Source organism: Streptomyces sp. NPDC048257, from assembly GCF_043201855.1.
GTDB lineage: Bacteria > Actinomycetota > Actinomycetes > Streptomycetales > Streptomycetaceae > Streptomyces.
This window is the reverse complement of the sequence record NZ_JBICZI010000010.1, coordinates 134,388-161,329: the sequence shown is the minus strand read 5'-3', so window position 1 is coordinate 161,329 and position 26,942 is coordinate 134,388. Positions and strand designations below refer to the sequence as shown.

Annotated in this window: 25 protein-coding genes, 1 tRNA gene and 3 pseudogenes; 16 read left to right on the top strand and 13 right to left on the bottom strand. The window is 69.3% G+C overall.

Annotated features, from left to right (window positions below):
- Positions 1 to 40: 40 nt before the first annotated feature.
- Together ACGFZK_RS21325 and ACGFZK_RS21320 are read left to right on the top strand one after the other, a co-directional pair.
- Positions 41 to 2,491, top strand: a complete 2,451-nt coding sequence (locus ACGFZK_RS21325) for a trypsin-like serine protease (protein ID WP_393850446.1) — start codon at positions 41 to 43, stop codon at positions 2,489 to 2,491.
- 57 nt (positions 2,492 to 2,548) lie between these two features.
- On the top strand, positions 2,549 to 4,555 hold the full coding sequence (locus ACGFZK_RS21320; protein WP_393850445.1) for an RICIN domain-containing protein: 2,007 nt from the start codon (positions 2,549 to 2,551) through the stop codon (positions 4,553 to 4,555).
- Positions 4,556 to 5,744: 1,189 nt separating this feature from the next.
- Here ACGFZK_RS21320 and ACGFZK_RS21315 read toward each other — a convergent pair.
- The 3 genes from ACGFZK_RS21315 to ACGFZK_RS21305 all read right to left on the bottom strand — a co-directional run bounded on the left by ACGFZK_RS21315 (position 5,745) and on the right by ACGFZK_RS21305 (position 7,653).
- Positions 5,745 to 5,863 (bottom strand) — tRNA-Arg (locus ACGFZK_RS21315).
- A 181-nt stretch (positions 5,864 to 6,044) separates the two neighbouring features.
- Entirely contained in the window at positions 6,045 to 6,734 is a 690-nt protein-coding gene (locus ACGFZK_RS21310) for a hypothetical protein (protein ID WP_393850444.1), read from the bottom strand.
- A gap of 202 nt (positions 6,735 to 6,936) precedes the next feature.
- Positions 6,937 to 7,653: a TetR/AcrR family transcriptional regulator gene (locus tag ACGFZK_RS21305; RefSeq protein WP_393850443.1), complete on the bottom strand. Its 717-nt coding sequence runs from the start codon at positions 7,651 to 7,653 to the stop codon at positions 6,937 to 6,939.
- Between the two features lie 101 nt (positions 7,654 to 7,754).
- On the opposite strand from ACGFZK_RS21305, the gene ACGFZK_RS21300 reads away from it, so the two are divergent.
- From ACGFZK_RS21300 to ACGFZK_RS21280, 5 genes are all read left to right on the top strand, one after another.
- On the top strand, positions 7,755 to 8,948 hold the full coding sequence (locus ACGFZK_RS21300) for an FAD-dependent monooxygenase (protein WP_393850442.1): 1,194 nt from the start codon (positions 7,755 to 7,757) through the stop codon (positions 8,946 to 8,948).
- Positions 8,949 to 9,062: 114 nt separating this feature from the next.
- Positions 9,063 to 9,263, top strand: coding sequence for a DUF4265 domain-containing protein (locus ACGFZK_RS21295; protein ID WP_393850441.1), 201 nt, complete (start codon positions 9,063 to 9,065; stop codon positions 9,261 to 9,263).
- A 218-nt stretch (positions 9,264 to 9,481) separates the two neighbouring features.
- On the top strand, positions 9,482 to 9,712 hold the full coding sequence (locus ACGFZK_RS21290; RefSeq protein WP_393850440.1) for a hypothetical protein: 231 nt from the start codon (positions 9,482 to 9,484) through the stop codon (positions 9,710 to 9,712).
- An 87-nt stretch (positions 9,713 to 9,799) separates the two neighbouring features.
- Positions 9,800 to 10,141, top strand: a complete 342-nt coding sequence (locus ACGFZK_RS21285; protein ID WP_393850439.1) for a hypothetical protein — start codon at positions 9,800 to 9,802, stop codon at positions 10,139 to 10,141.
- A gap of 99 nt (positions 10,142 to 10,240) precedes the next feature.
- Complete coding sequence (locus ACGFZK_RS21280; protein WP_393850438.1) at positions 10,241 to 10,663, top strand: hypothetical protein; 423 nt, start codon at positions 10,241 to 10,243, stop codon at positions 10,661 to 10,663.
- 201 nt (positions 10,664 to 10,864) lie between these two features.
- On the opposite strand, the gene ACGFZK_RS21275 is transcribed toward ACGFZK_RS21280, so the two are convergent.
- Entirely contained in the window at positions 10,865 to 11,206 is a 342-nt protein-coding gene (locus ACGFZK_RS21275; protein ID WP_393850437.1) for a HopJ type III effector protein, read from the bottom strand.
- A gap of 151 nt (positions 11,207 to 11,357) precedes the next feature.
- Here ACGFZK_RS21275 and ligA point away from each other — a divergent pair, with 151 nt between their 5' ends.
- Positions 11,358 to 13,001, top strand: a complete 1,644-nt coding sequence (gene ligA, locus ACGFZK_RS21270) for an NAD-dependent DNA ligase LigA (RefSeq protein WP_393850436.1) — start codon at positions 11,358 to 11,360, stop codon at positions 12,999 to 13,001.
- On the opposite strand, the gene ACGFZK_RS21265 is transcribed toward ligA, so the two are convergent.
- Positions 12,998 to 13,357: a hypothetical protein gene (locus tag ACGFZK_RS21265; protein ID WP_393850435.1), complete on the bottom strand. Its 360-nt coding sequence runs from the start codon at positions 13,355 to 13,357 to the stop codon at positions 12,998 to 13,000. The two genes, ligA and ACGFZK_RS21265, sit on opposite strands and share 4 nt — an antisense overlap.
- Before the next feature lie 464 nt (positions 13,358 to 13,821).
- Here ACGFZK_RS21265 and ACGFZK_RS21260 point away from each other — a divergent pair, with 464 nt between their 5' ends.
- Complete coding sequence (locus ACGFZK_RS21260) at positions 13,822 to 14,121, top strand: hypothetical protein (RefSeq protein ID WP_393850434.1); 300 nt, start codon at positions 13,822 to 13,824, stop codon at positions 14,119 to 14,121.
- Positions 14,122 to 14,490: 369 nt separating this feature from the next.
- Here ACGFZK_RS21260 and ACGFZK_RS21255 read toward each other — a convergent pair whose 3' ends face one another.
- Positions 14,491 to 15,258, bottom strand: a complete 768-nt coding sequence (locus tag ACGFZK_RS21255) for a hypothetical protein (RefSeq protein ID WP_393850433.1) — start codon at positions 15,256 to 15,258, stop codon at positions 14,491 to 14,493.
- Between the two features lie 97 nt (positions 15,259 to 15,355).
- Here ACGFZK_RS21255 and ACGFZK_RS21250 point away from each other — a divergent pair.
- Positions 15,356 to 15,866, top strand: a pseudogene (locus ACGFZK_RS21250) (transposase); the annotation flags it as partial.
- Between the two features lie 306 nt (positions 15,867 to 16,172).
- Positions 16,173 to 16,604, top strand: coding sequence for a pyridoxamine 5'-phosphate oxidase family protein (locus tag ACGFZK_RS21245; protein ID WP_393850432.1), 432 nt, complete (start codon positions 16,173 to 16,175; stop codon positions 16,602 to 16,604).
- A gap of 376 nt (positions 16,605 to 16,980) precedes the next feature.
- Here the strand turns inward: ACGFZK_RS21245 and ACGFZK_RS21240 are convergent, their stop codons facing one another.
- Positions 16,981 to 17,541 (bottom strand): hypothetical protein, encoded by a 561-nt coding sequence (locus ACGFZK_RS21240; RefSeq protein ID WP_393850431.1) that lies wholly within the window; start codon positions 17,539 to 17,541, stop codon positions 16,981 to 16,983.
- 1,309 nt (positions 17,542 to 18,850) lie between these two features.
- On the opposite strand from ACGFZK_RS21240, the gene ACGFZK_RS21235 reads away from it, so the two are divergent.
- Both ACGFZK_RS21235 and ACGFZK_RS21230 read left to right on the top strand, forming a co-directional pair.
- Positions 18,851 to 20,329, top strand: a complete 1,479-nt coding sequence (locus tag ACGFZK_RS21235; RefSeq protein ID WP_393850430.1) for an MFS transporter — start codon at positions 18,851 to 18,853, stop codon at positions 20,327 to 20,329.
- Between the two features lie 112 nt (positions 20,330 to 20,441).
- Positions 20,442 to 20,891, top strand: a complete 450-nt coding sequence (locus ACGFZK_RS21230) for a CPCC family cysteine-rich protein (protein ID WP_393850429.1) — start codon at positions 20,442 to 20,444, stop codon at positions 20,889 to 20,891.
- Positions 20,892 to 20,912: 21 nt separating this feature from the next.
- On the opposite strand, the pseudogene ACGFZK_RS21225 reads toward ACGFZK_RS21230, so the two are convergent.
- Positions 20,913 to 21,248 (bottom strand): annotated as a pseudogene (locus ACGFZK_RS21225) (ATP-binding protein); the annotation flags it as partial.
- A gap of 108 nt (positions 21,249 to 21,356) precedes the next feature.
- On the opposite strand from ACGFZK_RS21225, the gene ACGFZK_RS21220 reads away from it, so the two are divergent.
- Both ACGFZK_RS21220 and ACGFZK_RS21215 read left to right on the top strand, forming a co-directional pair.
- Positions 21,357 to 21,881, top strand: coding sequence for an NUDIX domain-containing protein (locus ACGFZK_RS21220; RefSeq protein ID WP_393850515.1), 525 nt, complete (start codon positions 21,357 to 21,359; stop codon positions 21,879 to 21,881).
- Between the two features lie 58 nt (positions 21,882 to 21,939).
- Complete coding sequence (locus ACGFZK_RS21215) at positions 21,940 to 22,092, top strand: hypothetical protein (RefSeq protein ID WP_393850518.1); 153 nt, start codon at positions 21,940 to 21,942, stop codon at positions 22,090 to 22,092.
- Here the strand turns inward: ACGFZK_RS21215 and ACGFZK_RS21210 are convergent.
- The 3 genes and pseudogenes from ACGFZK_RS21210 to ACGFZK_RS21200 form a co-directional block, all read right to left on the bottom strand.
- A pseudogene (locus tag ACGFZK_RS21210) lies at positions 22,042 to 22,302 on the bottom strand (DUF6262 family protein); the annotation flags it as partial. The gene ACGFZK_RS21215 and the pseudogene ACGFZK_RS21210 overlap by 51 nt on opposite strands.
- Entirely contained in the window at positions 22,299 to 22,481 is a 183-nt protein-coding gene (locus ACGFZK_RS21205; RefSeq protein ID WP_393850428.1) for a hypothetical protein, read from the bottom strand. The gene ACGFZK_RS21205 and the pseudogene ACGFZK_RS21210, both read right to left, overlap by 4 nt.
- A 61-nt stretch (positions 22,482 to 22,542) precedes the next feature.
- On the bottom strand, positions 22,543 to 23,499 hold the full coding sequence (locus ACGFZK_RS21200) for a tyrosine-type recombinase/integrase (RefSeq protein WP_393850427.1): 957 nt from the start codon (positions 23,497 to 23,499) through the stop codon (positions 22,543 to 22,545).
- Positions 23,500 to 24,420: 921 nt separating this feature from the next.
- Between ACGFZK_RS21200 and ACGFZK_RS21195 the strand changes: the two genes are divergently transcribed.
- A complete protein-coding gene (locus tag ACGFZK_RS21195; protein ID WP_393850426.1) occupies positions 24,421 to 24,756 on the top strand; it encodes a YnfA family protein in 336 nt (111 codons plus the stop codon).
- Positions 24,757 to 24,857: 101 nt separating this feature from the next.
- Here ACGFZK_RS21195 and ACGFZK_RS21190 read toward each other — a convergent pair whose 3' ends face one another.
- Together ACGFZK_RS21190 and ACGFZK_RS21185 are read right to left on the bottom strand one after the other, a co-directional pair.
- Positions 24,858 to 25,463: a cadmium resistance transporter gene (locus ACGFZK_RS21190; protein ID WP_393850425.1), complete on the bottom strand. Its 606-nt coding sequence runs from the start codon at positions 25,461 to 25,463 to the stop codon at positions 24,858 to 24,860.
- A gap of 702 nt (positions 25,464 to 26,165) precedes the next feature.
- Positions 26,166 to 26,936 (bottom strand): DUF6193 family natural product biosynthesis protein, encoded by a 771-nt coding sequence (locus ACGFZK_RS21185; protein WP_393850424.1) that lies wholly within the window; start codon positions 26,934 to 26,936, stop codon positions 26,166 to 26,168.
- Positions 26,937 to 26,942: the final 6 nt, after the last annotated feature.

Below are 26,942 nucleotides of genomic sequence, written 5' to 3'. Positions count from 1 at the left end.
CTGACGAGATCGGCAACCTTTCCCACTCCGAAAGAAGACCATGCCTGAAACTCGTCTCCCCGCGCGGGCGACCGGTCTGCTCGTCACGGCCACCGCGGTCGCGGCGGGCCTCGTATCGGCTGCCCCTGCCCAGGCCGTCACGGGTCCCGAAGCACCGGCCGACCGGTACGCCTTCACCGCGGCACTCGTCATCGGCGACGAGGCCGGCAGCCGCGGCTGCAGCGCGGTCCTGGTCGACCCTCGCTGGGTCCTGACGGCCGCCAGCTGCCTGGCCACCGCACCCGGCAGCCCGGTCTCGGCCGGGAAGCCCGCGCTGAAGACCGCCGCCACGTTCTCCGGGCAGGCCCGCGACATCGTGGAAATCTCCGCGAGCGCCACCGATCGCGACCTGGTCCTGGGCCGGCTGGCCGCCCCCGTCACCGGCATCGCTCCGGTCAAGCGCGCCACCGCCGCTCCCGCGGCCGGCGTCGACCTGGCGGCAGCCGGCTTCGGCCGGACGAAGACGGACTGGGTGCCGGGCAAGGTCCACACCGGTACGTTCACCGCGAACTCCTCCGACGCCGCCACCCTCTCGATCACCGGCAAGGGCACCGACGCCCTCTGCAAGGGAGACACGGGAGGCCCCCTCCTCAACGCCGCCGGTGAGCTCGTGGGCATCAACAGCCGCTCCTGGCAGGGTGGCTGCCTCGGGGTGCCCGCAACCGAGACCCGTACCGGCGCCCTAGCCGCCCGCACCGACAACCTCGCGGCGTGGATCGACCCGATCATCGCCCCGCGCACCGGCAACCAGGTGTCCCTGCTGGCCGGTGGCGGCGGAGCGATGTGGTCCCAGTTCGGGGACCTCGGTTACGGGGAGTACGGCCAGTCCTGGGCCAAGGTCGACGGCAAGGACGTGTCCCGGGTGGCGACCGTCCGTGACGGCGACACGGTGCGTGCCTACGCGATCGTCGACGGTCGGGTCTACGGCCAGGACCTCGACCTGGCAGCGAACGGCAAGTGGTCCGGCTGGGGCGAGGTGCCCGGTGGCGCCGCCGGCGCCAAGGACATCGCCGCCTCCCTGGTGGGCAGCAGCGTCCACGTGCAGATCGTCGGCGCCGACGGCAACCTCCACTCGCAGGTGGCCGACTACCGGGCGGGCCGCTGGAACGACCGGTGGACCGCGGTCGGAGCGTCCGGGCTGACCCGTGTCACCAGCGCGCCCGCCGGTCCCATCGTGCGCGTCCAGGCCGTCGCCGACGGGCGCGTCTACGGCCGCGACTTCGACACCCGCAACAACAGTTGGACGCCGTGGGGCGAGGTACCCGGTGGCGCCAGCGGCGTCAAGGACATCGCCTCCAGCATGATCGGCAACAACGTTCAGGTGCAGATCGTCGGCGCTGACGGCGCCCTGTGGACCCAGCTCGGCAACTACGACGCCGGCCGCTGGAACGACGTATGGAGCCGGGTCGGCGGCACCGGCCTGACGAACATCACCAGCGCCCCCTCGGGCAACGCCGTCGAACTCTACGCAACCGACGCCGCGGGCCGGATCAACCATGCCCGGCTCGACACGGGCGCCGGCACCTGGAGCGCGTTCCAGGAACTCAAGGGCGGCATCTCCGGCACCACCGACGTGTCCGCCGCCATCCTGGCCGCGCCCTCCAAGGTGACGCTGGCCGCGACGGCGACCAACGCGCTGGCCATCCAGAACGGCAACCTGGCCACCGGTGCCTTCGGCGCCCAGTGGAACAGCGTCGGCGGCCTCCCGATCACCAACCTGACCAGCGTCGACACCGGAAGCACGATCCGCTATGTCGGTGTCGCCGGCGGCAGGGTCTACGACCGCGTGTACAACCCGGCCACCAACGTCTGGGGCAACTGGACCGAGGTGCCGGGCGGCGCCGCGGGTGTCAAGGACATCTCCGCCACCATGATCGACAACGTCCTGTACGTCCAGATCGTGGGAAGCAACGGCGACCTCCACACGCAGGTCGGCGACTACAACGCCGGCCGCTGGAACAACAACTGGACCGCCGTCCCGGGATTCACCGGCCTGACCAGCCTCACCTCCGTGAAGGCCGGCCCCTACGTCCGTCTCTACGGCATCGCCGGCGGCAAGGTCTACGGCCGCGACCTCGACACCCGCAGCAACACCTGGAACAACTGGGGTGACATCCCCGGTGGCATCACCGGCGCCAAGGACATCACGGTCTCCCGTGTCGGAGCCACCGTCCAGATCCAGGTCATCGGCTCCGACGGTGCCCTGTACGGCCAGTCGGGCGACTACCTCGCCGGCGCCTTCAAGCCGTCCTGGACCAAGATCGGCGGCGCTGGACTGACCCGCCTCTCCAGCACCTCCGCCGCCGGCAACATCAACGTCTACGCCATCGGCGCCGCCGGCAAGGTCCAGAGCACGACCCTCGACACCACCCAGGGCAAGTGGACCGCCTGGCGTCAGGTCCCGGGCACTCTCACCACGCCGACCGACCTCACCGCCACCGCCACGCGATAGCACTCCGCACCGCCGGCCCGACCCGGCACCACTCCACCCCACACGACAAGGATTGATATGCCCCTAACCAGTTCACGCCGCGCGTGGGCTGCCATGCTGATCGCCACCACGGTGGGCAGCGGCCTTCTCGCCGCGAGTCCCGCCGCGGCCCTGGGCGGGAGCGATGCTCCGAGCAACGGCTACGCCTCAGCGGCAAAGCTCAACATGGATGACAAGGCGGCCTGTTCAGGCGCGCTGGTCGATGCCCAGTGGGTGATCACCGCCGCGTCCTGCTTCCGCAACGGCTCCGCGCCGGTCCAGCCCGGCAAGCCCGCCGTGAAGACGACGGTGACCGTGGGCCGCACCGATCTCACCCAGTCCACGGGCACCGTGGTCGAGGCCGTGGAGCTGGTCCCTCACGCGGACCGCGACCTGGTGATGGTGAGGCTCGGCTGGCGCGTCGTCGGGGTGGAACCGGTCAAGATCGCCACCACCGCCCCGGCGATCGGTGAGCAGCTCACCTCGCTCGGGTTCGGGCGGACGAAGTCGGAATGGGTCCCGGACAAGGCACACACCGGCGCATTCACCGTGGCCTCCGTCGACGGGGGCGCGCTCGGACTGAACGCATCGGGCGACGCGGTGGTCTGCAAGGGTGACACCGGTGGCCCGGCTCTTCGTCAGAAGGACGGCGGTCTGGAGCTGGCGGCAGTCAACTCGCGTTCCTGGCAGGGTGGCTGCCTCGGCACGGATCCGGCCGAGACCCGCACCGGGGGGCTCGCCGTCCGTGTCGACGACGTCGCGGCCTGGGTGGACCAGGTCCGCAAGACCACCCCCGCGGTGCGTCTGCCGGCCCTGGTACCCAGCGTCACCGAGGTGATGGCCTCGGGCGACTTCAACAACGACGGCCGGGACGACGTCGCCGCCGTCACCACCGACGGAAACCTCCACACCTTCGCAGGCCGCCCCGACGGCACCTTCGAGTACGGCCGCCTGCTGTGGCGGGCCGACGGCACCTGGGGTCCCGCCAAGAAGATCATCGGGGGTGACTTCAACGGGGACGGGGTCACCGACATCGCCTCCGTCTGGAGCGACGGTGCTCTGCGCCTGTACGCAGGACGGCCCGACGGCAGCCTGGCCGCCGGCAAGGCGATGTGGACGGGCGGGAGCGCCAACTGGGACGCCATGCGCCAGCTCGAGCGGTATCGGGCAGCGGGCTCCAACCGCGACGGGCTCCTCGCCGTCTGGGGTACGGGTGACGCCAAGGGGTCCCTGTACGCCTATTCCACGGGCCCCGATGGCGTCCTGACCGGCCAGAGCCGGAAGATGTGGCCGGACACCACCTGGCTGACGATCCAGAAGATCACCACCGGTGACCTCAACAACGACGGCCGGGACGACGTCGTCGCCATCGCCGCCGACGGCGCCCTGCGCCGCTACAGCGGCAACGCCGCCGGCGGCCTCGACGCCGGTGCCTCCATGTGGCACGACAAGACCTGGAACAACATGCCCGTCATGTTGGCCGGTGACTTCGACGGCGACGGCAGGACCGACCTCGGTGGCCTGTGGAGCGACCAGCAGCGCTTCAACTTCTACAAGGGCACCGGTCAAGGCGCCGTCGCCGCAGGCGTCAACGCCTGGCCCTCGCCCCTCCCCCTGCCCGCAGGCGGTCAGATCCGCAACGCGAACAGCGGCAAGTGCCTGGAGATCGTCAACTCCAGCAAGGACAACAGTGCCGTCGCCCAGCAGTGGACCTGCGGGGCGCAGGCCGGCGCGAAGTGGGAGTTCCGCCCGACGGCCACCGCGGGTGTCTACCAGATCGTCAACGTCAACAGTGGCAAGTGCCTGGAGATCGTCAACTCCAGCAAGGACAACGGGGCCCGTGCGCAGCAGTACACCTGCCACGACATCCCCACCATGCTCTGGACGATCAAGCAGGCCGGCAGCACCGTCGGCCTGGACATCAGGAACGTGAACAGCGGCAAGACCCTCGAGATCGCTGATTCCAGCCTGGCCAACGGCGCGCCCGCCCAGCAGTGGGCGCACTCGTCCGACCCGTCCTTCGCGACCCAGAGCTGGTACCTGTAACCAGCCTGCTGACAGGCCGTGACACACCCGGCGGCCGGCCCTCCCCGCCAATCAGCGCGAGGGCCGGCCGCCGGCGAGCACTCCGAGCCCACCACCCGACCGACACGGAGCACCCGGCGGTGCTGACGATGCCGGCCCGTTCTCCCGGCGCGCTCTCCGGCGGCCGGATCACGATCGGCCGGCGGCGCGCATCCTCGGGAGACCTCCCGGACATCGACCTCTCGGTGCCTCCCGAAGACACCTTCCTCAAGCTCGTCGGCCAGGAAGGCGGAGGTGGCAGACGAATCGTGCCCGTCTCGGGTTCATCGCGGCTGTGCCGCTGTGCCGCTCTGCGGGCTGATCGCGCCCGGGCTGGGTGTGGTCGCGCTGCTATGTGCCCTAGTTGCCCTGTGGCGGGAGAATCCCTGGCCGAAGCAGAGCTAGGGGGTGGCGACGATCGCGCCGGGGCTCTTGTGGGCGCGGTCGCCCCTGCTCCTGACAAGGACGGGCCACCGGACCGCAAGCCGGCCGCGCACAGCACCCCGCCGACCCGACCCTCGCCGCGCCGGCTGCCCCCGTGGTCTCGAGAAGGCCGCTGCAGGACGTCCGGGGCCAGAGTCTGGAAGTCGCTTACGGCAGGATCACCAAGACCGGTGCCAGGGTCGTTTTCCACGCGTCCGACAGGGACGAGGACATCAAGTTCAGCTCCCGGAGACTGCGGCCGGTCTGCTTCCAGAGGGAGTCAGGGGACGGCGCAGACCGCATGGTGGACCTCAGCGCCGTACACCGGGGTGACCCGTGCCCCGACGCAGGACGGCGGTCCCCTGCCCCTGCCCACCATGGCCGACTTGGTGCGGAAGACCTGGCCACAGGCCCGCGCGGAGGTCATCGCCCTCGGGGTGCCCGCCGACCACGTCGGGGCCGGGGAAGCGTATGTCAACGACCCACTGTCCGACGAGGGAGGTACGACGCCTGGCGCGTGTGCGCGCACGACCCCGTCGACGGCGAACCGATCCGCAACAACACGGATGTGACTCTCTACCTCTCCCGCCAACGGCTGCCCGGAATCCCACCGGGGAACCGGCACTTCGGAGAGACTCCCCGACCGAGACGACGCCAGTTGCCGCGGAGCATCCACGGGTCTGGCTCAACTTCTGTGGACCTGGACCGAAGTGGCAGACGTGCGCTGGACAAAGTGAAAGGTCGGCTGCGGTACCGACGGGATTTGAACCCGCGGACAGATGGGGGCAGGCCCACCCCGTCTCCGTCAGTCGCCGTGAGCGGGACCTCACCCACGTCGATCGCAATGGGCCGCTCTGCCACGGCACCGCAGCCTGCGAGAATGCGCGCCATCCCGCTCCGGCTCAAGGTAGGCGATCGCCCGGTGCACAGCGAGCCTTTATCCAGCACCGGCAACCGCTGCAGCAGGAACACAGAAGTCGAGCCAAAGCCCCTAAGGCGCACATGCCACCTCGGGAGGAAGCGGGGCAACGACTTTCGGGCCATTCGACTACGGCTGGTTGGTGGACGGCCTGGCAAGAGCGAGACGGATCCAATGCTGCAGCTCCTCTTCGTGGCTGCCTGTCTCCGTCTGCTGGGCGACCGCCGCGGTCTCCTCGGGTGCCGGATCGCCGGTGCGGGACAGGAGCCCCAGTGGCCAGGCCGGGATGGTGGGCTGCTGGCCGTCGAAGGGATGCCAGTCCCAGGGGCCGTCGAACCGCCAGGCACGCCCGTCATGGTCAACGACTTCGTCGCCTGCCTCGAGGAAGGCGTAGGGACGGAACAGCAACTCGATGCGGATCGGTTCACCGCCGACCGGATCGAGGGCATATCCCTGGTCCTCGAGCTCGGGATCGTGGGCTTCGCCCTGCCGCAGGATTTCGAGGTAGCAGGCGGGGCGGGGCAGCGTGCCGGTCACCAGAGGTGGATCGAAGTGGTGGACAGACGCGACGTGCACCACGGTCGGCGCGATGCCTACCAGGCAGGCGTCGCCGGCCTTCAGGTCTGCTTCCGCCGGCACGGTACGGAAGTGGGTACGGTCCCAGTCGAAGGCCTCCGCCGTGGGCAGCGCGGTCTCGCCGTTCCAGCAGAAGCCGCGCGCCTCCGGATCGACGTCGTTCCACGGCCATCGCACGGACACGTAGAAGTGAGGGACCGAAGCGACTGTGGTCTCGGTGAGCGGGCATTGCAGCGTCAGCACATCGCCAGCCCGGAACCGAACACCACCCCCGTCCAGGCGATGCCGGCCCGTAGGCCCTTCTTCCGAGTCACCCATCATGTTGATACGCGCCGGTCAGGCGAATGCGGCTGGCTGCGGGACGTGAGGGGTCACTGTCGTCCACGCAGGCGGTCATCGGTGAGTGGGCTGCCTTCAGGTGGGGGTATCGCCGATGAGATGGGGGTCAGCGTGCGCGCTCATCGATGAGGACGGCCAAGCCGTCCAGGATGCACTGTAGGCCGAACTCCCATGCCTGGTCCTGGCCGTGGGATTGGGCTGCAGAAGTGAGGGCTGAGGTGAGGGCGGGAAATCGCTCACCGTGTGCCTGCATCAGGTCGCCGAGGATGGCGCCCAGTTGGGCCTCGGGGCTGCCCGCCGGGCCCGTTGCGCGGGCCTGCTGGGTGATACCGCGTACATGACCGACCAGCAGGACAGCCGCGTCCATCCGTTCGGCGCCGCTCAGCCCCGTGCCGTCCAGGGCGGAGACGGCACGCTCCATCCAGGACAGCTCCGCGGGTCCCATGATCCGCGGCCCGACGGTGGCGTCCAACGTCCAGGGGTGCTGGCGAAAGACGCGAATCAGCTCGCGGGCCCATTCCTCCAGCTGCTCCCGCCAGCCACTGTGTCGTGCCCTCACCTGCGGGTATGGGCCGATCGCGGCGTCCACCATCAGAGCGACCAGCTCAGCCTTGCCCGGCACGTACCGGTACAGCGCCATCTTGGTCACGCCCAGTTGCGCGGCGACCCGCTGCATGGACACATCGGCGAACCCCTCCGAGTCGGCGATCTCGATCCCGGCCTGCGCGATGCGGTCCAGGTCGAGTGTCGGTCTGGGCCCCCGTGCGGGCTTGGGGTGCGGACCCCACAGCAGCCGCACCACCTCGGCGTGCTCGTCACCCATGTCTGCCGCCCCTCCTGATCGACCTTGCCGAATCAACTGTGTCTACGGTACACAGTAAATAACAGTGTCCGCAGGACGCAGTTTCTAGAGTGGAGAAATCCGTGAACAGGAACGTCCTCATCTCCGGCGCGAGCATCGCCGGCCCCGCGCTCGCTTACTGGCTGGGACGGCACAACTTCAAGCCCACCGTCGTCGAACTGGCCCCAGCCCTGCGCGGCGGCGGTCAGGCCGTCGACTTCCGCGGCGAAACACACCTGACCGTCCTGGAACGCATGGGCCTGATCCCCGAACTGCGCCGGATCGAGACAGGCGGCAGCCCGATGCGCTTCGTCGACGAACGCGGCCGAACACTGCTGCACCTGCCCGCCGAGTTCGCGGGCGGCGACATCGAGGTGCTCCGCGGGGACCTGGCCCGGGTGCTGTACGAGCACAGCCGCCCACACACCGAGTACATCTTCGGCGACTCGATCACCGGCCTCACCGAGACCCCCACCGGCGTACGGGTCGACTTCCAGCAGGGAGTCTCACGGGACTTCGACCTGGTCATCGGCGCGGACGGATTGCACTCCAACGTCCGTCGCCTCGCCTTCGGCCCAGCGGAGAAGTACGTGAGCCACCTCGGCTACTACGCCGCGACCTGGCCGTTGCCCAACGATCTGGGTCTGGGAAAGGGCTCGGTCGGATACAACGCGCCGGGGCGTCTCGCCTCGGTCGGCGCCGACCACAGGGACCCGGCACAGGCAGGAGCGTTCGTCATCTTCGCCTCGCCTGAACTGTCGTACGACCGCCATGATCCCGAACAGCAGAAGCGTCTGATCGACCACGCGCTCGCCGGTCTCGGCTGGGAGGTGCCCCGCCTGCTCGCCTCACTGCAGCGGGCCCCCGACCTGTACTTCGACTCGATCAGCCGCTCAGACGTGGATACCTGGTCCACAGGGCGAGTGTGCCTGGTCGGTGACGCCGCCTGCGGGGCCACCATCGGCGGTATGGGCACAGGAACCGCGGTGGTCGCCGCCTACGTGCTGGCCGGCGAACTCGCACGAGCCCAGGGCGACTACGGGGCGGCCTTCACCCGGTACGAGGGCAGGCTTCGGAAGTACGCCCAGGGCTGCCAGGCGGGCGGCGACCGCACTGGCAGGTTCCTCGCCCCCGGCACCGCCACCGGCATACGTCTCCGCAACACCCTGCTGTCCCGCCCCTTCTTCCTGAACGGAATGCTCAAGCTGGGGGAGAGAATCAGCAGGACCGTGGACCTCCCCGACTATCCGTGTGACGCCGGCCGCGTCATGCGATGACTTGATCACGGCGACGCCTGAAGGCAGTCGATTCTCCGAGCGTCAGCCGAGCATCGAGGCTTTCGCCGGCCGATCGGGCTGAAGGACCACGGCTCAGCGGCTGCCCGTCAGGGCGTGCTGGAGGTCTTCCACCGCCTCGGCACGACGGGTGAGGGCGTTGAGCGGTACCGGATGGTGGCCTTGGATGTCCCGCCCGAGGCTGACCTGCCGCGGATCCGCAAGCTCTTGGTACACGGTGAGGCAATGGGGTGGTGGCACTGGGAGGAGGGGTGCGTCACCGCCGCCTGGGACGCTGGGGCAGAGAGAGGCAGGTGACGCTGTAGGCGGGTGCCCGGGCGTGCGCGGTGCACCGGGTGGCGTGCGGGCACGGGACCAGCACGTCGAAGCCGACGTCGCCCTCGCCGTCCGACGACGGCCGCCGCTCGTACATCCCCACAACAGCGAACTCATCCAGGCCGCGGCGAGGATCGGGCCTTCGACCCGAGATGATCGCAGGGATCGCCTGGCAGGAGGTTGAGGGTGGCCCCGCGGTCGTGGATGACGTCGCCCGCCTGGTGCGCAGCATCGTGTCGGGGAGCGAGGACCCCAACCGGACGTCGCTGGGACCGATGTCCGTCCAGGGTCGCCGCGCAGCCGAAGTGCTGGGGTACGACCTTCGCGGACGCGGTGAAGGACCCGGCCAGCTCAAGGCCGAGAGCGGCTTCGCCGATGTGCCCGCGCACGAGGTGACGCGGGACCAGATGCGGGAACTCGCCACCGGCTAAAACGGGGCCCCCTACCAGAGCGACGGCGCCCAGGCGTACGGTCGACTGTTCGACAACAACCTGAACGAACGCGGGGGGAGCACTACGGTGAACGAGACGACGCACCCGGCCCGGCAACGCCCCGCCGGTGGCGGGCCCCGGTTGGTGGGCACGGTCGTGTGCGCCCTCCTCCTCGCCCTGGGCAACCTGGTGACCGGCTACCTGGCGTTCCTGGCGCACGCGGTGGGGCCGGCCGGCCCCTGGGACACCGAGGGCCTCGCGCACGCCAACCACGCGGCGGCCCTGGGCCTGGCCCTGGCCCTGGTGACGGCACTGCTCGCGTGGGTCTTTGTGAAGGCCGAGTGGGTGGGCCGGGGATGGTTCGCCGCTCCGGCGGTGCTGGCCGTGGCCGTACTCCTGCGGCTGACCCTGCTCGCCCCCTCGCTCTGACGCGCGCCCGCACCGCCGCATGCGGCGGGCCCGACTTCGGAGTGCCGAACCGGGGCCCGTTGAGGTCACCAACCTCGCGGCGGTACGTCGATCCGGATCATGGCCGACGAAGGGGAGTCCGAGGCCATCGGCCTGCGCGACGACCTCGACAGGGCCATCGCCCACAACAACATCGCCGCCTGCAGGACTTCGAGCGCAAGCTGGTGGCAGGGCGCACACGCAGCCACAGCTGATCGAGAAGCGGGAGCACGAGGAGCTGGAGCGCACCTACCTCGTCACCTCTGCGCCCACCCCGCATTCGTCGCGGTCGGCGAGGAACTGTTCAACCCCACGGCTGAGCTCGTACGTGCACACCTGGCCGCAGCGGTAGACGCTCTCATCGCCAAGATCCGCGTCACCGGCCTTGGGGAAGGCAAGGGCTACGCAACCCGCATGACGCTGCGGGCGATGCGCGGCTACGAGACCTTCAGCTGGGGCACTACCCCTCAGTCACACGAGGGAAAGCGGTTCTTCAGCTTATGAGGCAGTCCACCGGCGCCGCCTTCACACCGCGGGCCGGACGCTGCGAGCACATGCCGGCCGTGCGCGGCGCTGGCCTCGGCAAGCCCCGGCCCGACCCCGCGCCGCCGCTGCAGGCAGTGCTGTCGGCGCACGCGGCACGAGGCGAGGCCTTCAGGACGGGGTGGTGGGCGTGACTTTTGGTGCTCGCCCGGATTTCGCTGTTCAGCTCTTGCGGGCCAACGGTTGCCCGGCGAAGCTCACCCCTGCCAGACCATGTGCCATGAGGTTGCGAATGTTGCCGTGATCAGTGTCGTTCGGCGTCGCCAGCACACTGCGATAGTGCTCACCGAATGCCAGCAGCGCCTCTTGGTCGCTCAGCCCTTCCAGCAGGGCCAGCCCCAGCGTCTTGCAGGAACCCTCGTTCTCACCTGCGGCATTTTCCAGTTCACCGTTGCGGAACGCCTGCGGCTGATACGCGTAGTGCGTGGCGACGAAGGCCAGGGTGTCGGCGAACTCGTGCTCACCTGACGCAAGGCTTGCCCGCAGCGAGTTCAGATCAGTCATGTCGGTTCCCCTGGGTTGAACAGACGATCCCATTGCCGTCCGTGACCGGGGGACAATATCCCCTTGAGGCCAGCCGGTAGGAATCGGGCCACATGTCGGAACGAGCGGCATCTCCGCCGGTCACGATGTGCATCTGTGTGATCGGCCTCTCGTGCAGGTCCTCACCCGCGGCGACGGCCTGGCCGGCGAGGACATCACCCACGCCGCCGACGCCGTCCTCGGTCTGCCCCCGGTACTCACCAGGCCGATCGACGTCGAGCTGCGCGGCGAGGTGCTGCTGACCACCGCGCAGTTCGAGGAAGCCAACCGGATCCGGCTCGCCCACGAGGCCACGCCCTTCGCGCACCCGCGCAGCGGAGCGGCCGGCACCCTACGGGCCAAGGACCGCCCTTACAGGATCGAGTTGACCTTCTTCGCCTACAGCGCGATCGGCCTGGACGACCTCGGCCACGTGGCTCTGCTGGAGAACCTGGCCGCGCTCGGCGTGAACACGGCCGCCAGCACGGCCGCCGCCCCGATGCGATGTGAGACCGTGGAGCAGGTGCAGGAACGTATCGACGTGATCGCGGGTCTGCGCGGAGAGCTGCCGTTCGGGATCGACGGTGTCGTCGTCAAGGCCGACACGGCCGAGGACCAGCGGCAGGCCGGCAACGGCTCGCGCGCCCCGAGGTGGGCGGTGGCCCGGAAACTGGCGGCCGAACACAAGGTGACGCGCCTGCTGGCGGTGGAGTGGAACGTCGGCCGGACCGGGATCATCGCCCCGCGCGCCGTTCTGCAGCCCGTGGTCATCGACGGGGTTACGGTCACCTACGCCACGCTCCACAATCCGTCCGACATCACGCGTCGCGGGCTCATGATCGGCGACCAGGTGTTCGTGTACCGGGCCGGCGACGTGATCCCCCGGGTCGAGGCACCGCTGGTCGATCAGCGCACCGGCGCCGAGAGCCCGATCGTCTTCCCCGAGGCATGCCCCCGATGCGGGGATGCGATCGACGCCTCCGAGCAGCGGTGGCGGTGCGTACGAGGCCGAAGCTGTCAGGCCGTGGCCTCGGTGATCTACGCGGCCGGCCGGGACCAGCTCGACATCGAAGGCCTTGGCGGCACGCGCGCGATCCAGTTGGTGGAGGCCGGTCTGGTCAAGGACATCGCCGACCTGTTCGCGCTGACCCGCGAGCAGCTCCTCGGTCTGGAGCGGATGGGTGAGACCAGCGCCGCCAACCTCCTGGCCGCGATCGAGACCGTCCGCGGGGCCGCATTGAGCCGCGTGTTCTGCGCCCTCGGTGTCCGCGGCACCGGGCGCACGATGTCCCGCCGGATCGCCGCGCACTTCGGCTCGATGGCCGCGATCCGGGCCGCCGACGCGGACACGCTGGCCGGGGTCGACGGCATCGGCACCGAGAAGGCCCGCGTCATTGCGGCCGAACTCGTCGAACTCGCCTCGCTCCTCGACAAGCTCCAGGCCCAGCTGGTCGGTACGCAGGTCACCGAGCCGCACAAGCTCGCGACCGACGCGAAGGGCGGCGAGGAGTCGGCGGACGGCCCGCTGGCCGGACAGGCCGTGGTGGTAACCGGCTCCATGACCGGCCCCCTTGCGGTGTTGACCCGGAACGAGATGAACGAGCTGATCGAACGGGCCGGCGGAAAGGCATCGTCGTCGGTGTCCAAGCGCACCACCCTCCTGGTGGCGGGTCAGAAGGCCGGCTCCAAGCGCACCAAGGCCGAAGAACTGGGCATCCGCATCCTCGACCCCGAGGAATTCGCCGTCCTCGTCGTCAGTTTCCTCCCCACCACCTAGCCATCGCCGCCCACCAGCCCTCGGCGCGGCCCCGTCCGTCGCCGCCCCTGAGGAGCAGCGATACCGTGGTGATCCCCCGGTATCCGGCATGCCGTGGACGAATGGTGTAGTCGGCCGCTGGCGTGCCGGCCGGCGATCCGCTCCCACCAGCGCGGGTTGAAACCGGTGAGCAGGAGGCGGGTCGGCATTCCGGGGCGGTGGAGGCTGATGCCGCCGCTCTCGCGCCGGTGGCGAAGGCCGGCCACCACCGAGACGGGGTGATCGCTCCTCTCACCGGTCAGGCGGGGGAGGAGGAACCCGGCCCAGTGGTGGACGACGTACGGATCGTCGAGGAGCCGAAGGGTGAGTTTGGTCATGGTCTGGACGCGCCTGCACGATGCCCAGGGGGTGCTGTGAGAGGCCGCCGATCTTGCAGCAGGCAAGGAAGAGCGCGGCTCCAGCTGTGCCTGTTGCGGGTGGCGGGCTGCGGGGATGGTGAGCGCCTGGTGGCCGCCGACGAGCAGCGAGTGCAGGAGTTGGTGGGACTCGCCGGTACTGCGGTGGCGGTCTTCGGTGCGGGCCAGGGCGGCCTGACAGGGCGTGATCGGACCGGCCCGCGGCGGTCAGCGCTTGTGAAGTCGTGCTGACGGTGTCGTGCGAGCGGTGATGCTTCTCGCCGGTCCTCGGCGAAGGAGCTGCGGGGGCTTCTTCCATCGCGCGGCTGGGCGCTCACGGGCCCGCCCGAATGAAAACCGGGGCGGCCACCGCTCGACTGACCCTTGTGGCACGCCAGCAACCCCACTCTATTGAACATGTTCAGTTGAACGTGTTCAATGGCGTCATGGAAAGAGCCCACTGGATTCAACGGGTCCTCGCTGCAGTGGCGTTGCTGGCCGCCGTACGCGTGCCCCTCGCCAACGACTTCCTCCGGCCGACCGTCATGGCCGCCGTGGCGACCGCAGTCCCACTGCTCCTCCTGCACCATCAGCGGGCCTTCTCCCGCACCTGCGCGGTCATCGGTTTCACCCTCCTCGCGTGGGGGTTCTGCGCCCTCTTCTCAGGGATGGCCGCGTTCTGGCCGTCGGCCCTGCTCCTCCTGGCCGCCGCCCTCGGGAACCCTGGCAGGGGGACGTACGGGTAGTCCTGCCGGAACCCTGCCTCCACTGGGGGCGGGGGTGTCCCGGTCTCTTTGGGCAAGGGAATCGAGGCTGCGTGGGATCGAACGGCCAGGCGGCATGGCGGTGTGGCCGATCTTCTGTGGGATGACGTGAGCTTTTTCTTCGACCCGGACCTGACGGGGTCGCTGCCGGACGTGCGTGTCCCGGATTGTTCAGTGGAGGACTGGCAGGCGGTCCTCGATCTTGTCGAGGCGAGGGGATGGAGGTGCCAGTACTTGAGCAGGAGGAGCCGCCGGGGGACGTGGAGCCAGGCCGTCAACGTTCGCCCGACGCCTGATGGCCTGTGACGCCGAGCATCCGTCCGCCTCCACCAACACGGCACACCCAGACCGTCACCGCTCATGCGAGCGCCCACGCACCTTCCGCAGGATCTCCTCGCCAAGCAGCTCACGATCCGCGTCCGGCCCGAAGCGCTGCGCCTCCACCCCTTCGGCCAGCCTTCCGGCCTGGTCCGCATCGAGGAGCTCGGCCATTTGCGCTGCAAGCCGTATGGCGTGGTATTGCTCAAAGGGAGTGTGCGCGTGCGTGATGGCGGCAAGGACTGCCTCGAAGTCCCACAGTTCAGGGCTGGCCTGCATCATTGCCAAGGCGGTGATGCGCTCCTCGTCCGTACCCTCCCTCAACCAACGCGACACTTCAGCCGGCTCGAAGGACTCCTCCTGCGCCAATCGGCGAGCACGTGCCACCACCTCCTCCATTGCGCGGATACGTGAGGCACTGGGACGAACCGAGCGGCGCACTGACCCGTAGTCGGCGGCGATAGGCCTCGCGGCCTCCAACAGGGTCCTAGCCTCCGCACGCAGCTCGTTAGCCGTGGCCATGTCTCCCCGGCGCTCGGACTCCTCCGCCAACGCGAACCGCTCCGCCGCGTCCGCCCGCATCCTCAACGTAGCCCCTCCGAACTCAAGGCTCTCGATGCGGCTGCCGAGCAAGGCAAGGAGAAGCAAAACGCCCCCGAACACGATCAGCGCCGCCGCGCCGGTGCCGTTCTGGGTAGCGAAGACCGCAAATGCTCCTACGCCAAATGACCCCGCTCCCAGCAGAGCTGCGAATGCCTGCAAGGCGGGCGTGAACCTGACGGTCGCGGCGCTCGTGGTCACCGGCCTCTCCGCTTCTGTTCGACTGGGCGCGAAACTACCGTCAAACGGACACGTCGTCGGTCATGTGAGGCTTCGTGTCGTGTTGTCCAGGGACACAACACAGCCTTCTGCGTGGATCGAACACGAGGGACCGCTTCCGATCATCGAGGGCACCGTGATCCGGCCGTCGGTCGAGAAGTTGCCCAGCGGCGGGGTGATCAAGCCCGTCTGGCTGTGGTGGTCGGGCACCGGGGCCGACCCCGAGGACGTCGACCGGTGCGGGCGGTCCCTTCTCCGCCGCTTCGACGTGGAGCACACCTTCCGGCTTCTCAAACAGACCCTGGGCTGGACGCGGCCGAAGCTGCGGGACTCGGCGGCCGCTGACCGCTGGACCTGGCTCGTCCTTGCCGCGCACGCTCAGCTCGGCCTGGCTTGCCCTCTCGCGAGGGATCTGCGCCGGGCCGTGGGAGAGGCCAGCGGAACCGAACAGACTCACCCCTGCCCGGGTCCGCCGGGGGTTCAGGAACCTGCGCGCGAAGACAGGCACGCCAGCCGGTGCACCGAAACGCACACGACCTGGCCCCGGCCGCCCGATCGGCTCGAAGAACCGGGGGCCCGCCATCCGCTACAAGTCGGACGCGTCCTCGCCTCCGGCGAGGCATACCGGGCGGGGAGGAGCCCTCACCACCCACACGGTGCCGTCACGTGGCTTACCCGAGGGCCAAGCTCAGGCAGGCCGTCGTGCTCCGCACCTCATTGCCGCGTCGGGGACACCCGCCCCACACGATGGAGGGGGCTTCGAGTTCGGAATGGGCCGCCTGCCCCGCCGGGCTGGGTGAGCGATTCCTGGCCGGGCGAGGAATGGGCGCGCAACGGGGCAGGGTTCTTGGGTGAAGGAATCTCTTCAGAAGATTCGCCTGTCGAAGGAGAGTGCTGTGGCTCTGTCCCGTACCGAACGTGAGCAGTTCCTCGCCGAGCCCCACGTCGCCGCGCTTGCGGTGAACGCGGGAGCGGAAGGTGACCGTGCGCCGCTCGCGGTCCCCATCTGGTACCAGTACGCACCGGGCGGCGACATCTGGATCATGACCGGACGGGACTCGCGCAAGGCCGATCTGATCCGGGCCGCAGACCGGTTCACCCTGATGGTGGACCGTCTGGAGCCCACGATCCGGTACGTGTCGGTCGAGGGACCGGTCATCTCCACCGTGCCTGCCACGCGTGAGCAGCTGGTGGAAATCTCCGCCCGCTACCTGCCTGCGGACAAGGTCGAGGGCTACGTCGACTTCGCCTGGAAGGAACACGGGGAGCAGCTCGTGATCCACATGCGCCCGCAGCGGTGGGTGAGTTCGGACCTCGGCAACGTCTGAGAACGCCCGTCCCACGGGCTGCCGGACGTCGCGACTCCCTCAGACCGCGGGGGCACCGTGCGGAGCAGGAGACGTCCACCGGCCGCGCAGGAGGAGAGGAAGGCCGCCGATCAGTTGAACGCCCTCGGCGTCGCTCGCGCCCGAGCGGTCGGCCTGTGCCACCTCGGCCACCGCCCTCCGCGTGCCGGTGCGCGGCGCCCCGGGCCAGACCTTGGTACACGTGGGAAACACACTGAAGCCCACGAGGCCGTTACGAAGGTGATCGAGACCGCACGCGCACGACCGGCAGGCCGAGTGCATGTGCCTGAACGGCCTCGGCTGGACGGCCCTCGGGCAGGAAGACACCAGGCCCCTACGGCTCGTACGACGCGGGTGGTCAGGCCACTGGGCGGATCCGGCCACCGGTTGCCTCCCGCAGGGACGGAGCGAGGACCGCGAGGGTCTGGTCGTGGGCGTCGGTGATCGCCTCGGTGAGGATCTCGGCCGACCACTCCCTGACGAAGGGGTCCTTGCGCAGGTAGTGGGTGAAGGAGGTCTCGGCCGTGTTGGTCAGCCGGGCGGAGGGCAGATGGCCGCCCACCTGCTTCGCGGAGCGGACCTCCACCGTCGTGCGTAGCCGCGTCAGCCGCAGCTTCAGCGGCTGGCCGCCATCGCCCCGCAGGCCGTGGCGGGCAGCCCACTGCCCGAGGTGAGGTTTGCGGGTCAGCTCGGCGTCGAAGGGGCCGACGTGCCCGCCGGTGGCGGCGTTGCTGACCCGCCCGCGACCGTTGCCCGCCCAGATCGACCACAGGCCCGCCGTCTTGGACAGGGCCCGGCTGCGGGTCATCATCTTGTGCAGCAGCAGGTAGAAGCCGCCCGCCGCCCGCCGCCCGCCGCCCGCCGCCCGCCGCCCGCCGCCCGCCGCCCGCCGCCCGCAGCCGTCGGGCCGGATCCGCATCCACGCTCCAGTGCACGGTCGTCCGTGAGTTGGCCTTGCCCCGCCGCCGCTTCGTCAACGTGACCACCACCGCCCGGCCCTCCAGCACCCGGTGCTCGGCAGGCAGCCCCTTCCGGCACGCTCCGGTCGGCTTCCGACGTATCCGTCACGGCCTGCGTATCGCCTGGCCGACTCTGACCTCGTGGATGACGGCCGGGCTTGACCTGCGTGCGGCAAGTCACCGCCGAGCACATCACGAGCGAGCTCACCCGCCATCCGGCCAACGTCGCCCGCAGCCTGCTCTCAGCGTGCTGCGCAGCATTTTCCGGGCCCTGAAGAGGAGCGGCTGATCTTCCTCAACCTCACGTCCGGGCTACAGCTGCCCGCTGGAGTACACCTTCCGCGGCCCTTGCCCAGCGATCGGCCGGCCGGAGCCCTGGACGGGCTTTGACGGTCCCGCCGCACGCCTCATCGTCGGTCTCGTCGCCATCCACGCCGTGCGTGCCGTGGAGGTGGCCCGCCTCGACCTGACCGACCCGGACCTCGCCGACCGGACTCTGGCGGTACGCCGGGGTGAGCGCACGCACCGCGTCTACCTCGACGACCTGAGCACCGACCTGATGGCCGACTGGCTGCGCGAGCGTCGCCGCCGCTGGCCCCGGGCCACCAACGCGCACTTGTTCCTCACTCCCAGACCTACCGCCCCCCGGGCTCTCCACAGATCAGCTACCTCGCGATACGAACCGCATCCGACCAGATGGGACTGCTGCCGTGGCGGGTATGGGCCGACCGCGTCCTGGATGAAGCCCGGGAGACCGCCGATCCGGTCCACCTCGTTCGCCTCTTCGGCATCCATCCCGACATCGCCGTGAAGTACGTACACGCCGCGCGCCCGGACAGAGCAAGCCCTTGGTGCTGCGAGCGATCATGGTCGGGCAGTCCATTTCTGCAACGGGGCTTGTCCTCTGCGTCGCTCGGCCAGCGGGGCGGCTCCGTTATCTGGTGTGCGGCGGTGCCCGGGAGTGTCGTATCGTGGGCGAGTTGCTGTGCCGAGCTGTCGGTGGCAGTGAGTGGTTTCCCTGTTCCTTCTGCGTCGATCTTGAGGTGACGTCCTATTAACCGGGCCATGTAGTCGTCCGTGTTCCCCGCGTGCTGTGTTGTCGCACGTGTCCGGGGGCGGACGTCGCGCTGGCCTGAGTTGCGTCACCCTTCCTCGCAGTTTTCTTTCCCGGGTGCAGCTCTGCCGTCTGCCCCGGGTTTCGTGTTTTCCGGCCCCGGTGCGGCTGTCGGCAGGGCTCCCCGATTCCTTGGGATCAGGAGTCTCCCCGTCGTGTCTTCCTCCACGCTCGGCAACGAGCCGCAGCACACCACCCCGTCCCCGGACGACCCAGCACCTCATCACCCGAAAATGGCCCTGGCCGCCCGGATCGCCCTCTTGGTGCTCTTGGGTGCCGAGCTCATGGACCTCCTCGACCAGTCGGTCGTCCTGACCGCCCTGCCCGCGATCCAGGAGTCGACCGGCACCGGACCATCCGCATTGCAGTGGCTGACCACCGGCTATTCCCTGCCCGTCGCCGTCGGGTTGATCACCGGCGGACGCCTCGGCGACCTCTACGGCCGGCGCAGGCTTCTCCTCATGGGCACCGTCGTGTTCACCGCGGCCTCACTGCTGTGCGGCCTGGCTGCCGGACCGGGCGTGCTGATCGGCGCCCGCATGCTCCAGGGCGTGGGAGTGGCGCTGATGATCCCGCAGGTCCTGGCCACCATCCACGTCACCTTCGAGGGACAGAGCCGCAGCAAGGCGTTCGGTCTCTACGGGGCCGTCCTCTCCATCGCCAATGTTCTGGGTCCGGTGATGGGCGGCCTGCTCACCGAAGCGGACCTGTTCGGGCTGTCCTGGCGGCCGCTCTTCCTGGTCAACGTGCCCGTTGGCCTCGCCGTGTTCCTCCTGGGACGCAAGTTCATCCCCGAGTCGACCGTCCGGAAGGCCGACCGGCTCGACCTGACCGGCATGGCATTGTCCGCGCTGGCCATCGTCCTGATCGTCTTCCCCCTGTCCGAGGGGCACCTGCATCACTGGCCGCTGTGGTGCTTCGCCCTGCTCACCGCCAGTCTCCTCACGCTGGGCGTCTTCCTGCGCCACCAGCAGCGCAAGCAGAACAACGCCCCGCTCGTGCCCCTGTCCCTCTTCCGGGGGCGACAGTTCTCCGGCGGTATGGCCGCGCAACTGATGCACGGCCTGCTGTGCGGGCTGTTCTTCATGACCTGGACCCTCTACCTCCAGCGCGGCCTGGGCATGAGCCCCTTCCAGGCAGCCCTGGCCTTCGTGCTGCTTTCCCTGGGAGAGCTGGCCGGTGCAACGCTCGCGGCAAAGAGCGCCGGGCGTTTCGCTCGCCGTCTGCCTCAGGCCGGAGCACTCATCGCCATCGCTGCGATGGCCACCTACGGTTTCCAGGCCGCCGCAGGCGAGGAGGACCTGACCCTGCTGGCGATGACCGCTCCGGTGATGCTGATCGGCTTCGGTCTCGGCATGGTCGGCGGCCCGCTCGCAGACCTGTCGCTGGCCAGGGTCCCGCACGAGGACGCCGGGGCAGCCTCGGGCCTGTTCAACACCGCGATTCACCTGGGCATCGCGCTGGGCACCGCGCTGACCGCCCTGGTGTTCTTCGCCACCACCGGCGGCTCACCCGACGCCGGACTCAACCGCGACGCATTCATCACCGTGCTGTGGTGGGTCGGCAGCCTCCTCGCCCTGATGTGGGCCCTGATGTTCTGCCTGCCCAAGGAGGCCAACAACCACACCGACTGAGCGACCCCCAGGTCTTGGCCACGACGACGGCCGGGGCCTGGTGTCGGCGTACTTGTTGAAGGGCTCAGGCAGGTACGGATGAACGTGCCCAGGTGCCAGCAGGTCTGCGGGGATGTCGGGCGAGAAAGCCCTACTGGAATCTCGTTGGGCTCCGGCGCGACTGTCTCGGAAGATGGGAGGCATGCTTCTGAGGTACCCCTGTGTGTGCTGTGGCCATCTGACCCTGAACGATGGGCCTGGCTCGCATCAGATCTGTCCTGTCTGTTTCTGGGAGGACGACGTCATGCAGTTGCGCTGGCCAGACAGGGCAGGTGGCGCCAACAAGTCGTCGTTGCTTGACTCCCAGCAGGACTTCATCGCATTTGGTGCATGCGAGGAGCGACTCCTGGAGCATGTGCGACCGCCTGATGGTGATGAGCCGCTGGACCCGAACTGGCGGCCCATCGATTTGTCGCGGGACCGGTTCGAGTCCCGGGCGACCCGGTTGGCTGCTTGGCCTGACGATCGCACGGTGTTGTACTGGTGGCGATACCGCGACAACGGGTTCTGGCGACGCGTTTGACCATCGAGGCTGTTGACCGGGTCAGGCCGCGTTGTTGTCCCGTTCGATGGCGGCGAGTCGGTTTTCACTGAAGGTCTTGTTCGAGGTCAGGATGGTCGAGCCCTTTTCGTAGCGCTTAGAGATCACCTGGAACACCAGGTTCGCCTCGGCTCGCTCCAGCGGCTGGTAGCCGTCCTCGTCAACGACGAGGACGCCGGGCCGTAGGTAAGTACGGAGCTTGCTGTTGAGCCGGCCGGCGGCCTCGGCGGCCTTCAGCTGGCGGACCATGTCGTCGAGGCTGGTGAAGTAGACAGAGAAACCGGCCTGGCAGGCAGCGACCGAGAGAGCCACCGCGATGTGTGTCTTTCCGACTCCGCCCGTTATCGAGGGTTCGGTTCGAGATTCGGCATGTTGCCGCTGGATGGGACCTTCATGAGATCGATGTGACGTGGCTGCGTTGTCAGTGCAGCCTCGTATGTTGGCCCGATGATTCAGAAGGTGGTCGACGAGCGGGCCGTCGAAGCGGCGGTGAGCGATGCTGAACAGGCGATAGCCGAGTTCGACGGGGCCTGCCGGTGGCTGGCTGCTGCCCGGCAGGGACCGATGGAGCCTCTTGCGGCCGAGGTCTGGGTGTTCGACAAGGATCTTGCCCGGGTGGTCTTGGTGAAGCACCGTTGGCGGGGTTGGGTTCCTCCGGGCGGGAAGGTCGAGGCCGGCGAGACACCACGCGAGGGTGCGACCCGGGAGCTTTTCGAGGAGACGGGCCTTCGGGCGGAACTGCTGGCTGAGCCGGCAGCGGTTGCGGTTCGCTCCTATCACCCGGATTGGCCGGTCACGCTCGGGCTGTCGTATGCCGCCGTCGTTGATGCAGTGGCCTCGTTTGTCCCGGAGGCCGGGCAGCCGGTGGCTTGGAAGAGGTTGGACGAGGGCTGGGAGAGCTACTTTCCCGATGATCTATCCCGAATCCGTCAGCATGCCGCATGGTTGGCTGATCGGGTGGGCCGTCACTGAGGGGCTGCTGCGACTCCTCCGCGGCGGGAAGTTCGCGTGGGAGGTCGAGGTTCTCGCCGTGGGCTTGTTCGAGCGCGTCTCGCAGGGCCTGTACTTCTTCTCGGTGCTGCTTCTTCAGGCGAGTGATCTGACTGGTCAGCGCGAGGACGAGGGTGCTCTGCTCGTCGGCCGCAGGCGTTGGTGCGGGAACGGGCCGGGCCTGGGACCGTAGCCGTTCGGTGCGTCCTCGCAGGTTGGGGTGGTTATAGAGGAACGCGTGGGAGACGCCGGTCTCGCGCTGGACGGCCTGGAAGGTGATCGGCTCACCGCGTTTGACCAGAGTGCGGATCGCCTTCTCTGCCGCAGCGGTCTTGGCCTGGGACTTGGCCTTCGCGGCGGTGGCGAGTGTCTGGGTGCGCTTGGCGCGAGCGTCGTCGGTCATGGGCGGGTCCTTCGGTGACGGTCGAGGTCGAGGGTGAGCGGGACGGGGCCGGTGGGGGCGGCGCCGCAGCCGGCGCCCTGGACGGCGCGTCCGGGCTTGGAGCGGAGGGTGTCCAGCAGCTTCGTGAGGGCCGCGTGTTCGGCCCGCCGTTGCAGCAGCCAGACGTTGTCCTCGGGCATCGGGCGTCCGTGCCGTTCCTGGAATGCGGTGGTGTGCGGTTGATCAGGGTCTCGGTCTCGGTCAACTGCGTTCCAGCGCGTTCTGGTGGGAGGCGTCAGTGACGAAGACCAAGCAGGTCAGGCAGACGTTTCCCTTGTCGCAGGTCTGCAGGGGCGGCAGCAGGCACCAGCCCTGGGGCAGGAAGCGGTCGGCCCGGTTGAACAGGTGGAGGCTGTCGTGGTCGTCTCGGGAGACGCTGACGTGGGTGCCGTCCGCGCGGAGTTTCGCGGTGGCCAGGAATGCCTGCTCGGCGTGTTCCTGGCGGGCGGCGACGTAGTGCATCGTCATCGACGGGGTGGCATGCCCGGCATAGCGCATCAACCCGCGGACGGGCAGGCCGAGTTCGGCGAGCCGGGTCAGCTTGGTGTGACGGAAGCGGTGGGTGTGGCTCAGTCCGACGGGCTTGCCCTTGCTGTCGGTGATCTTTGCGATCTTGCTGAACTCACGGAGCATCCAGCTGTAGGTGCCCGACGGGTAAGGCTTGTCGCCCTGACGCTTCCCGGTCCGCTGCAGGAACAGGTGACGCGGGATGATGCCGGGGAAGTGGTCGCGGACCCAATGCCGTTGTTCCTCGATGACCGCGACGACCTCGGCGTCGACGAGGATACTGTCCGGCGCGATGTCGATCTTGCTCTGCGCGTAGTGGAAGCGGGCGATCTGTTCGCCCTCGGCCGCGTCGACGGCCCGGTCGGGGACCGGGGAGAGGCAGTCGAAGCGGGTGGTGCGGATCTCGCTGGCCCGCCGTCCGGTGAGGATCTGCAACAGGATCATGCGCATGGCCTGCGGGTCGTCGAAGCCTCCCTTGAAGCCTTGAAGCTGTGCCCGCTGCTCACGGGTCTCGCTCGGCGGAGCTCCGGCCGCCTGCTGCCACGCCAGGGCGTACAGGTTTGCGGCGACCGCGACCGCGTACCGGTCGATGACCCGCTTCGATTCGGTCAGGGTGTGATTCAGCGTGCGGCGGACGGTAGCGATCTCCATTGCCGACCTGGGGGCCCGGCCTGTAATCCGGCGACGGAAGTCCGTCTGCCACGCCGCACCACCGCTGAGCCGCACTCGATTGTTCCCCAAACTCATACTCCCCCCGAGCTGCACAACAGATCCCCAAACGGTCGCCGCCCGCCTCCCCCCCGGATGCATCACCATCCCCCCCGCCCCGCCCCGCCCCGCCCGTTCCCGCCACGCGGCGAGGAAGTGGCGGCTAGGGCCCCTCCGGTCGCGTCACAACCTCGCGGCGCGCGAGGGTTTGGGGGCCGCAGGGGCCGCCGTTCTGAGGCTGCCGGGCTACCTCGGTGCGCCGCCGATGATCGGGCCACCACCGCCAATGAGGGGGAGGTCGTTCACGAGCGCACAGGGGACGTCGCCGACCGCCCCAACGATCGGGATTCCGTGGAGGGTCGTGCAGACACCCCCCAGCCCGGGGGCTGGTGCGGCGCTGGCGGGGGTGGCCTGGGCTCCGAGGAGAGCGGCAGCCCCAAGGGATAGAGCAGCAAGCGTCCGGTTGGTGGTGTTCATATCCCGCCACCGATCTCCGACCCGCTGGGGTCACGCCGGGCGGGACGGACACGCGACCTCGCCAAGGAGCGTCATGCCGGACCCTGCTGCTGACCCCCGCCCCCCGCGCGCTCCGAAGGCGCTCGGGGGACCTGCCGCGATGGCTTGTGCGGCGTGCGGCGTGCTGCGTGCTACCCGTGCTGATCGCAGCCGGTGTCGTCGGGCCGGGGCCCGGGCGGTGGTGGGGTGGCTGCCCGCCCTCGCCGTCGTCCTGGCCGTGCTCGCCGCCGGCACCTGGTGGTACGGCCGGCTCCGCCGCTCCTGCTCCTGTCGGCCGAGGTGTGGCTGCGCGGCGTCCGCCGACCTCCTGAACAGCAGTGCTGCGGGCGGCGGGTAGGGTCCGGCGGTATGACCGTCGCTCGCTCTGTTGCCCTGTTCGTCGTCGCCGCTCTCTTCGAGATCGGCGGTGCCTGGCTGGTATGGCAGGGCATCCGCGAGCACAAGGGCTGGATCTGGATCGGCGCCGGCATCATCGCCCTCGGCCTCTACGGGGTGGTGGCGACCTTCCAGTCCGACGACAACTTCGGCCGCATCCTCGCCGCGTATGGCGGGATCTTCGTGGCCGGGTCGATCGCCTGGGGCATGGTCGCCGACGGCTACCGCCCCGACCGCTGGGACGTGATCGGCGCCTTGGTCTGCCTCGCCGGGATGGCCGTGATCATGTACGCGCCCCGCTCACACTGACTCCTTTCCGGCCCGCGACGACCGCCCGGCCTTGTCGCGAGGCACTGGCTCGGGAGGCACCCGGATGTCGCCAGGGATGCGAACGGCGGGCGCGGGCCGGGTCACAGGCCGAAGGCGCCGCCCTCGATGAGGATGAGCAGGCCGATGGCGATCAGGACCACGGGGAGCAGGATGTGGCCCCAGCGGGCGAGTGCCTTGGCGATGACCGGGCGGGTGGCGAAGTACCGGCCCGCGAAGCACCACACGGCGACCAGCACGAGGAACACCGCGGCGTACACGCTCATCCCGCCGATGCCGGCGGTGGCGAAGACGGGCACGTAGACGCCGATGTTGTCGCCGCCGTTGGCGAAGGTGACCGCGGCGACCTCCAGCGGGCTGGGCCCGCCCTCCTTGGGCAGCGCATGTTCCTCGTCCGCTCCGCCCTCGCGCAGGTCCTTCCAGGTCTGCCAGGCGGCCTTGAGGCCCAGGGCGAGCGGCAGCAGACCGAGGTAGGGGGTGGCGGACTCGGGCAGGAAGGTGGCACCGAAGGCGGCGGCCACCGCGACGGCGAGGATCGCAGTGAAGCCCAGGTACTGGCCCAGCACGATGCGGCGGGTGGAGCCGGGGTGGCCGGCGCCCTGGGAGAAGAACAGCGCCAGGATCAGGATGTCGTCGATGTTGGTCACGGCGAACAGTCCGGCTGCCTGCCCGATGATGCCCAGGTTCACGAGTGGGTGCTCTCCTTCGCGGGGGTGACCCGATGACGCTACCGGGAGCCCGTGCCGAGCTCTTGGCGGGGCCGAGGGCTCGTTACTGCACGTCGGCCTGCAGGGTCGGCCTCCGGCTGATCTGGCCGACCCCTGGAAGAGGGGCAGGCAGGCGGTGAGGTGCTGCTGGCGTTGGTGGGACGGATCGCGGGGGTGGGCCGAGCCGCGGTGGCGAACCGAACGGCGCCGGCACGCCGACTTGCCGGCGCTGGTGGCGGTACGGAGACGAGCCCGGCGTTCGACCGCGCCAAGGTGGTCTCTCGGCCCGGGGCCCGCGGCCAGATCTCCGTACCCGCGCAGGCGCCGCTCGGCGCCCTGGTCGTCGTCGGAGCAGGGGGCGCGGTGCGCGCCGGCTCCGGCTGGTGGACCCGCACCTGCTCCTGGCCGACGACGACGACCAAGGCGCCGGGCGCGCCTGTCCGGCTGGACCAACGACACGGACGCCGACACCCTCGACGCCCTGCAGCGGGCACGCTCGGTCTGACCGTCAAGTGCCTGGCCGACGCCCCCGGGGGTTCCTCCGCAGGCGGCCCCGGGGCGAGGTGCGGGTGATCGACCGGTCCGGGTGGGGATCGGGAGGCCTGCGCCGGGCTCTGTTCACGAGAACAGGTTCTGACTCGACTTCTGTGAAGACTGTCGCTCTGTGAAATCGCGGCCGGATCGTCAGCCTTCCTGTGCCAACGCGGCCAGGTCGTGACGGTTGCGTACGACCGCTGGACCGCAGTCTGGAGGCACGCAGTTCGCCACCATCTCCACTGCTGCATCAGCGGTGTCGGCCTCACCGACGTACTCCACTCTGGACGGCCCCGCCACGAGGAAGCCCCCACCCCGTCGCGGCGCGATGTACGGGACGTCCCACGTGCACGGATGCTCGGCGCACCGGCTGAAGTGCAATTCCCACATGCCCACCCGGGGGAAGAGCTGTCGCAGCCCGGGTTCGGCGAAGGCGACGCGGACCAGGCCAGCGTCAACACAGTCTGAAGCGAGAAGCCTCACCCACTCGTTCTCGACGATTTCCTCAGCCGTGCCCGCAGTGTCCATAGGAGGAGAGGTGTCAGAAACTCCCAGCGAGCGATGTCGAGCGAGGCGACCACCGCACCCGCCGCAGGTACACGCGACCCCACAGAAGTTGAGCCACAACCACTCGATGGCAGCACTGTCTGCGGATATGCGAGCCTCTTCTCCCAGATACCGATCGAGAAGACTGTGATGACCCGCGACGACGCTCTCAAACAGCTCAGCCACATCGCGCGCGAGAGGGCCTTCGGTAGGCACGTCGGGTCTGACCGACTCATCGAGGCAGGTCTGAACGGGCTGATTGCCGGGATTGAAAGTCCCTCCCTCGCCGTGCTGGCCGGCCTCCTCCGGAGCGAAGAGCCTGAGGCTCCGGCACTTTTCGACCACGTGCTGGAGGAGTTGGGGCTGCGCTTCCACCCGCCT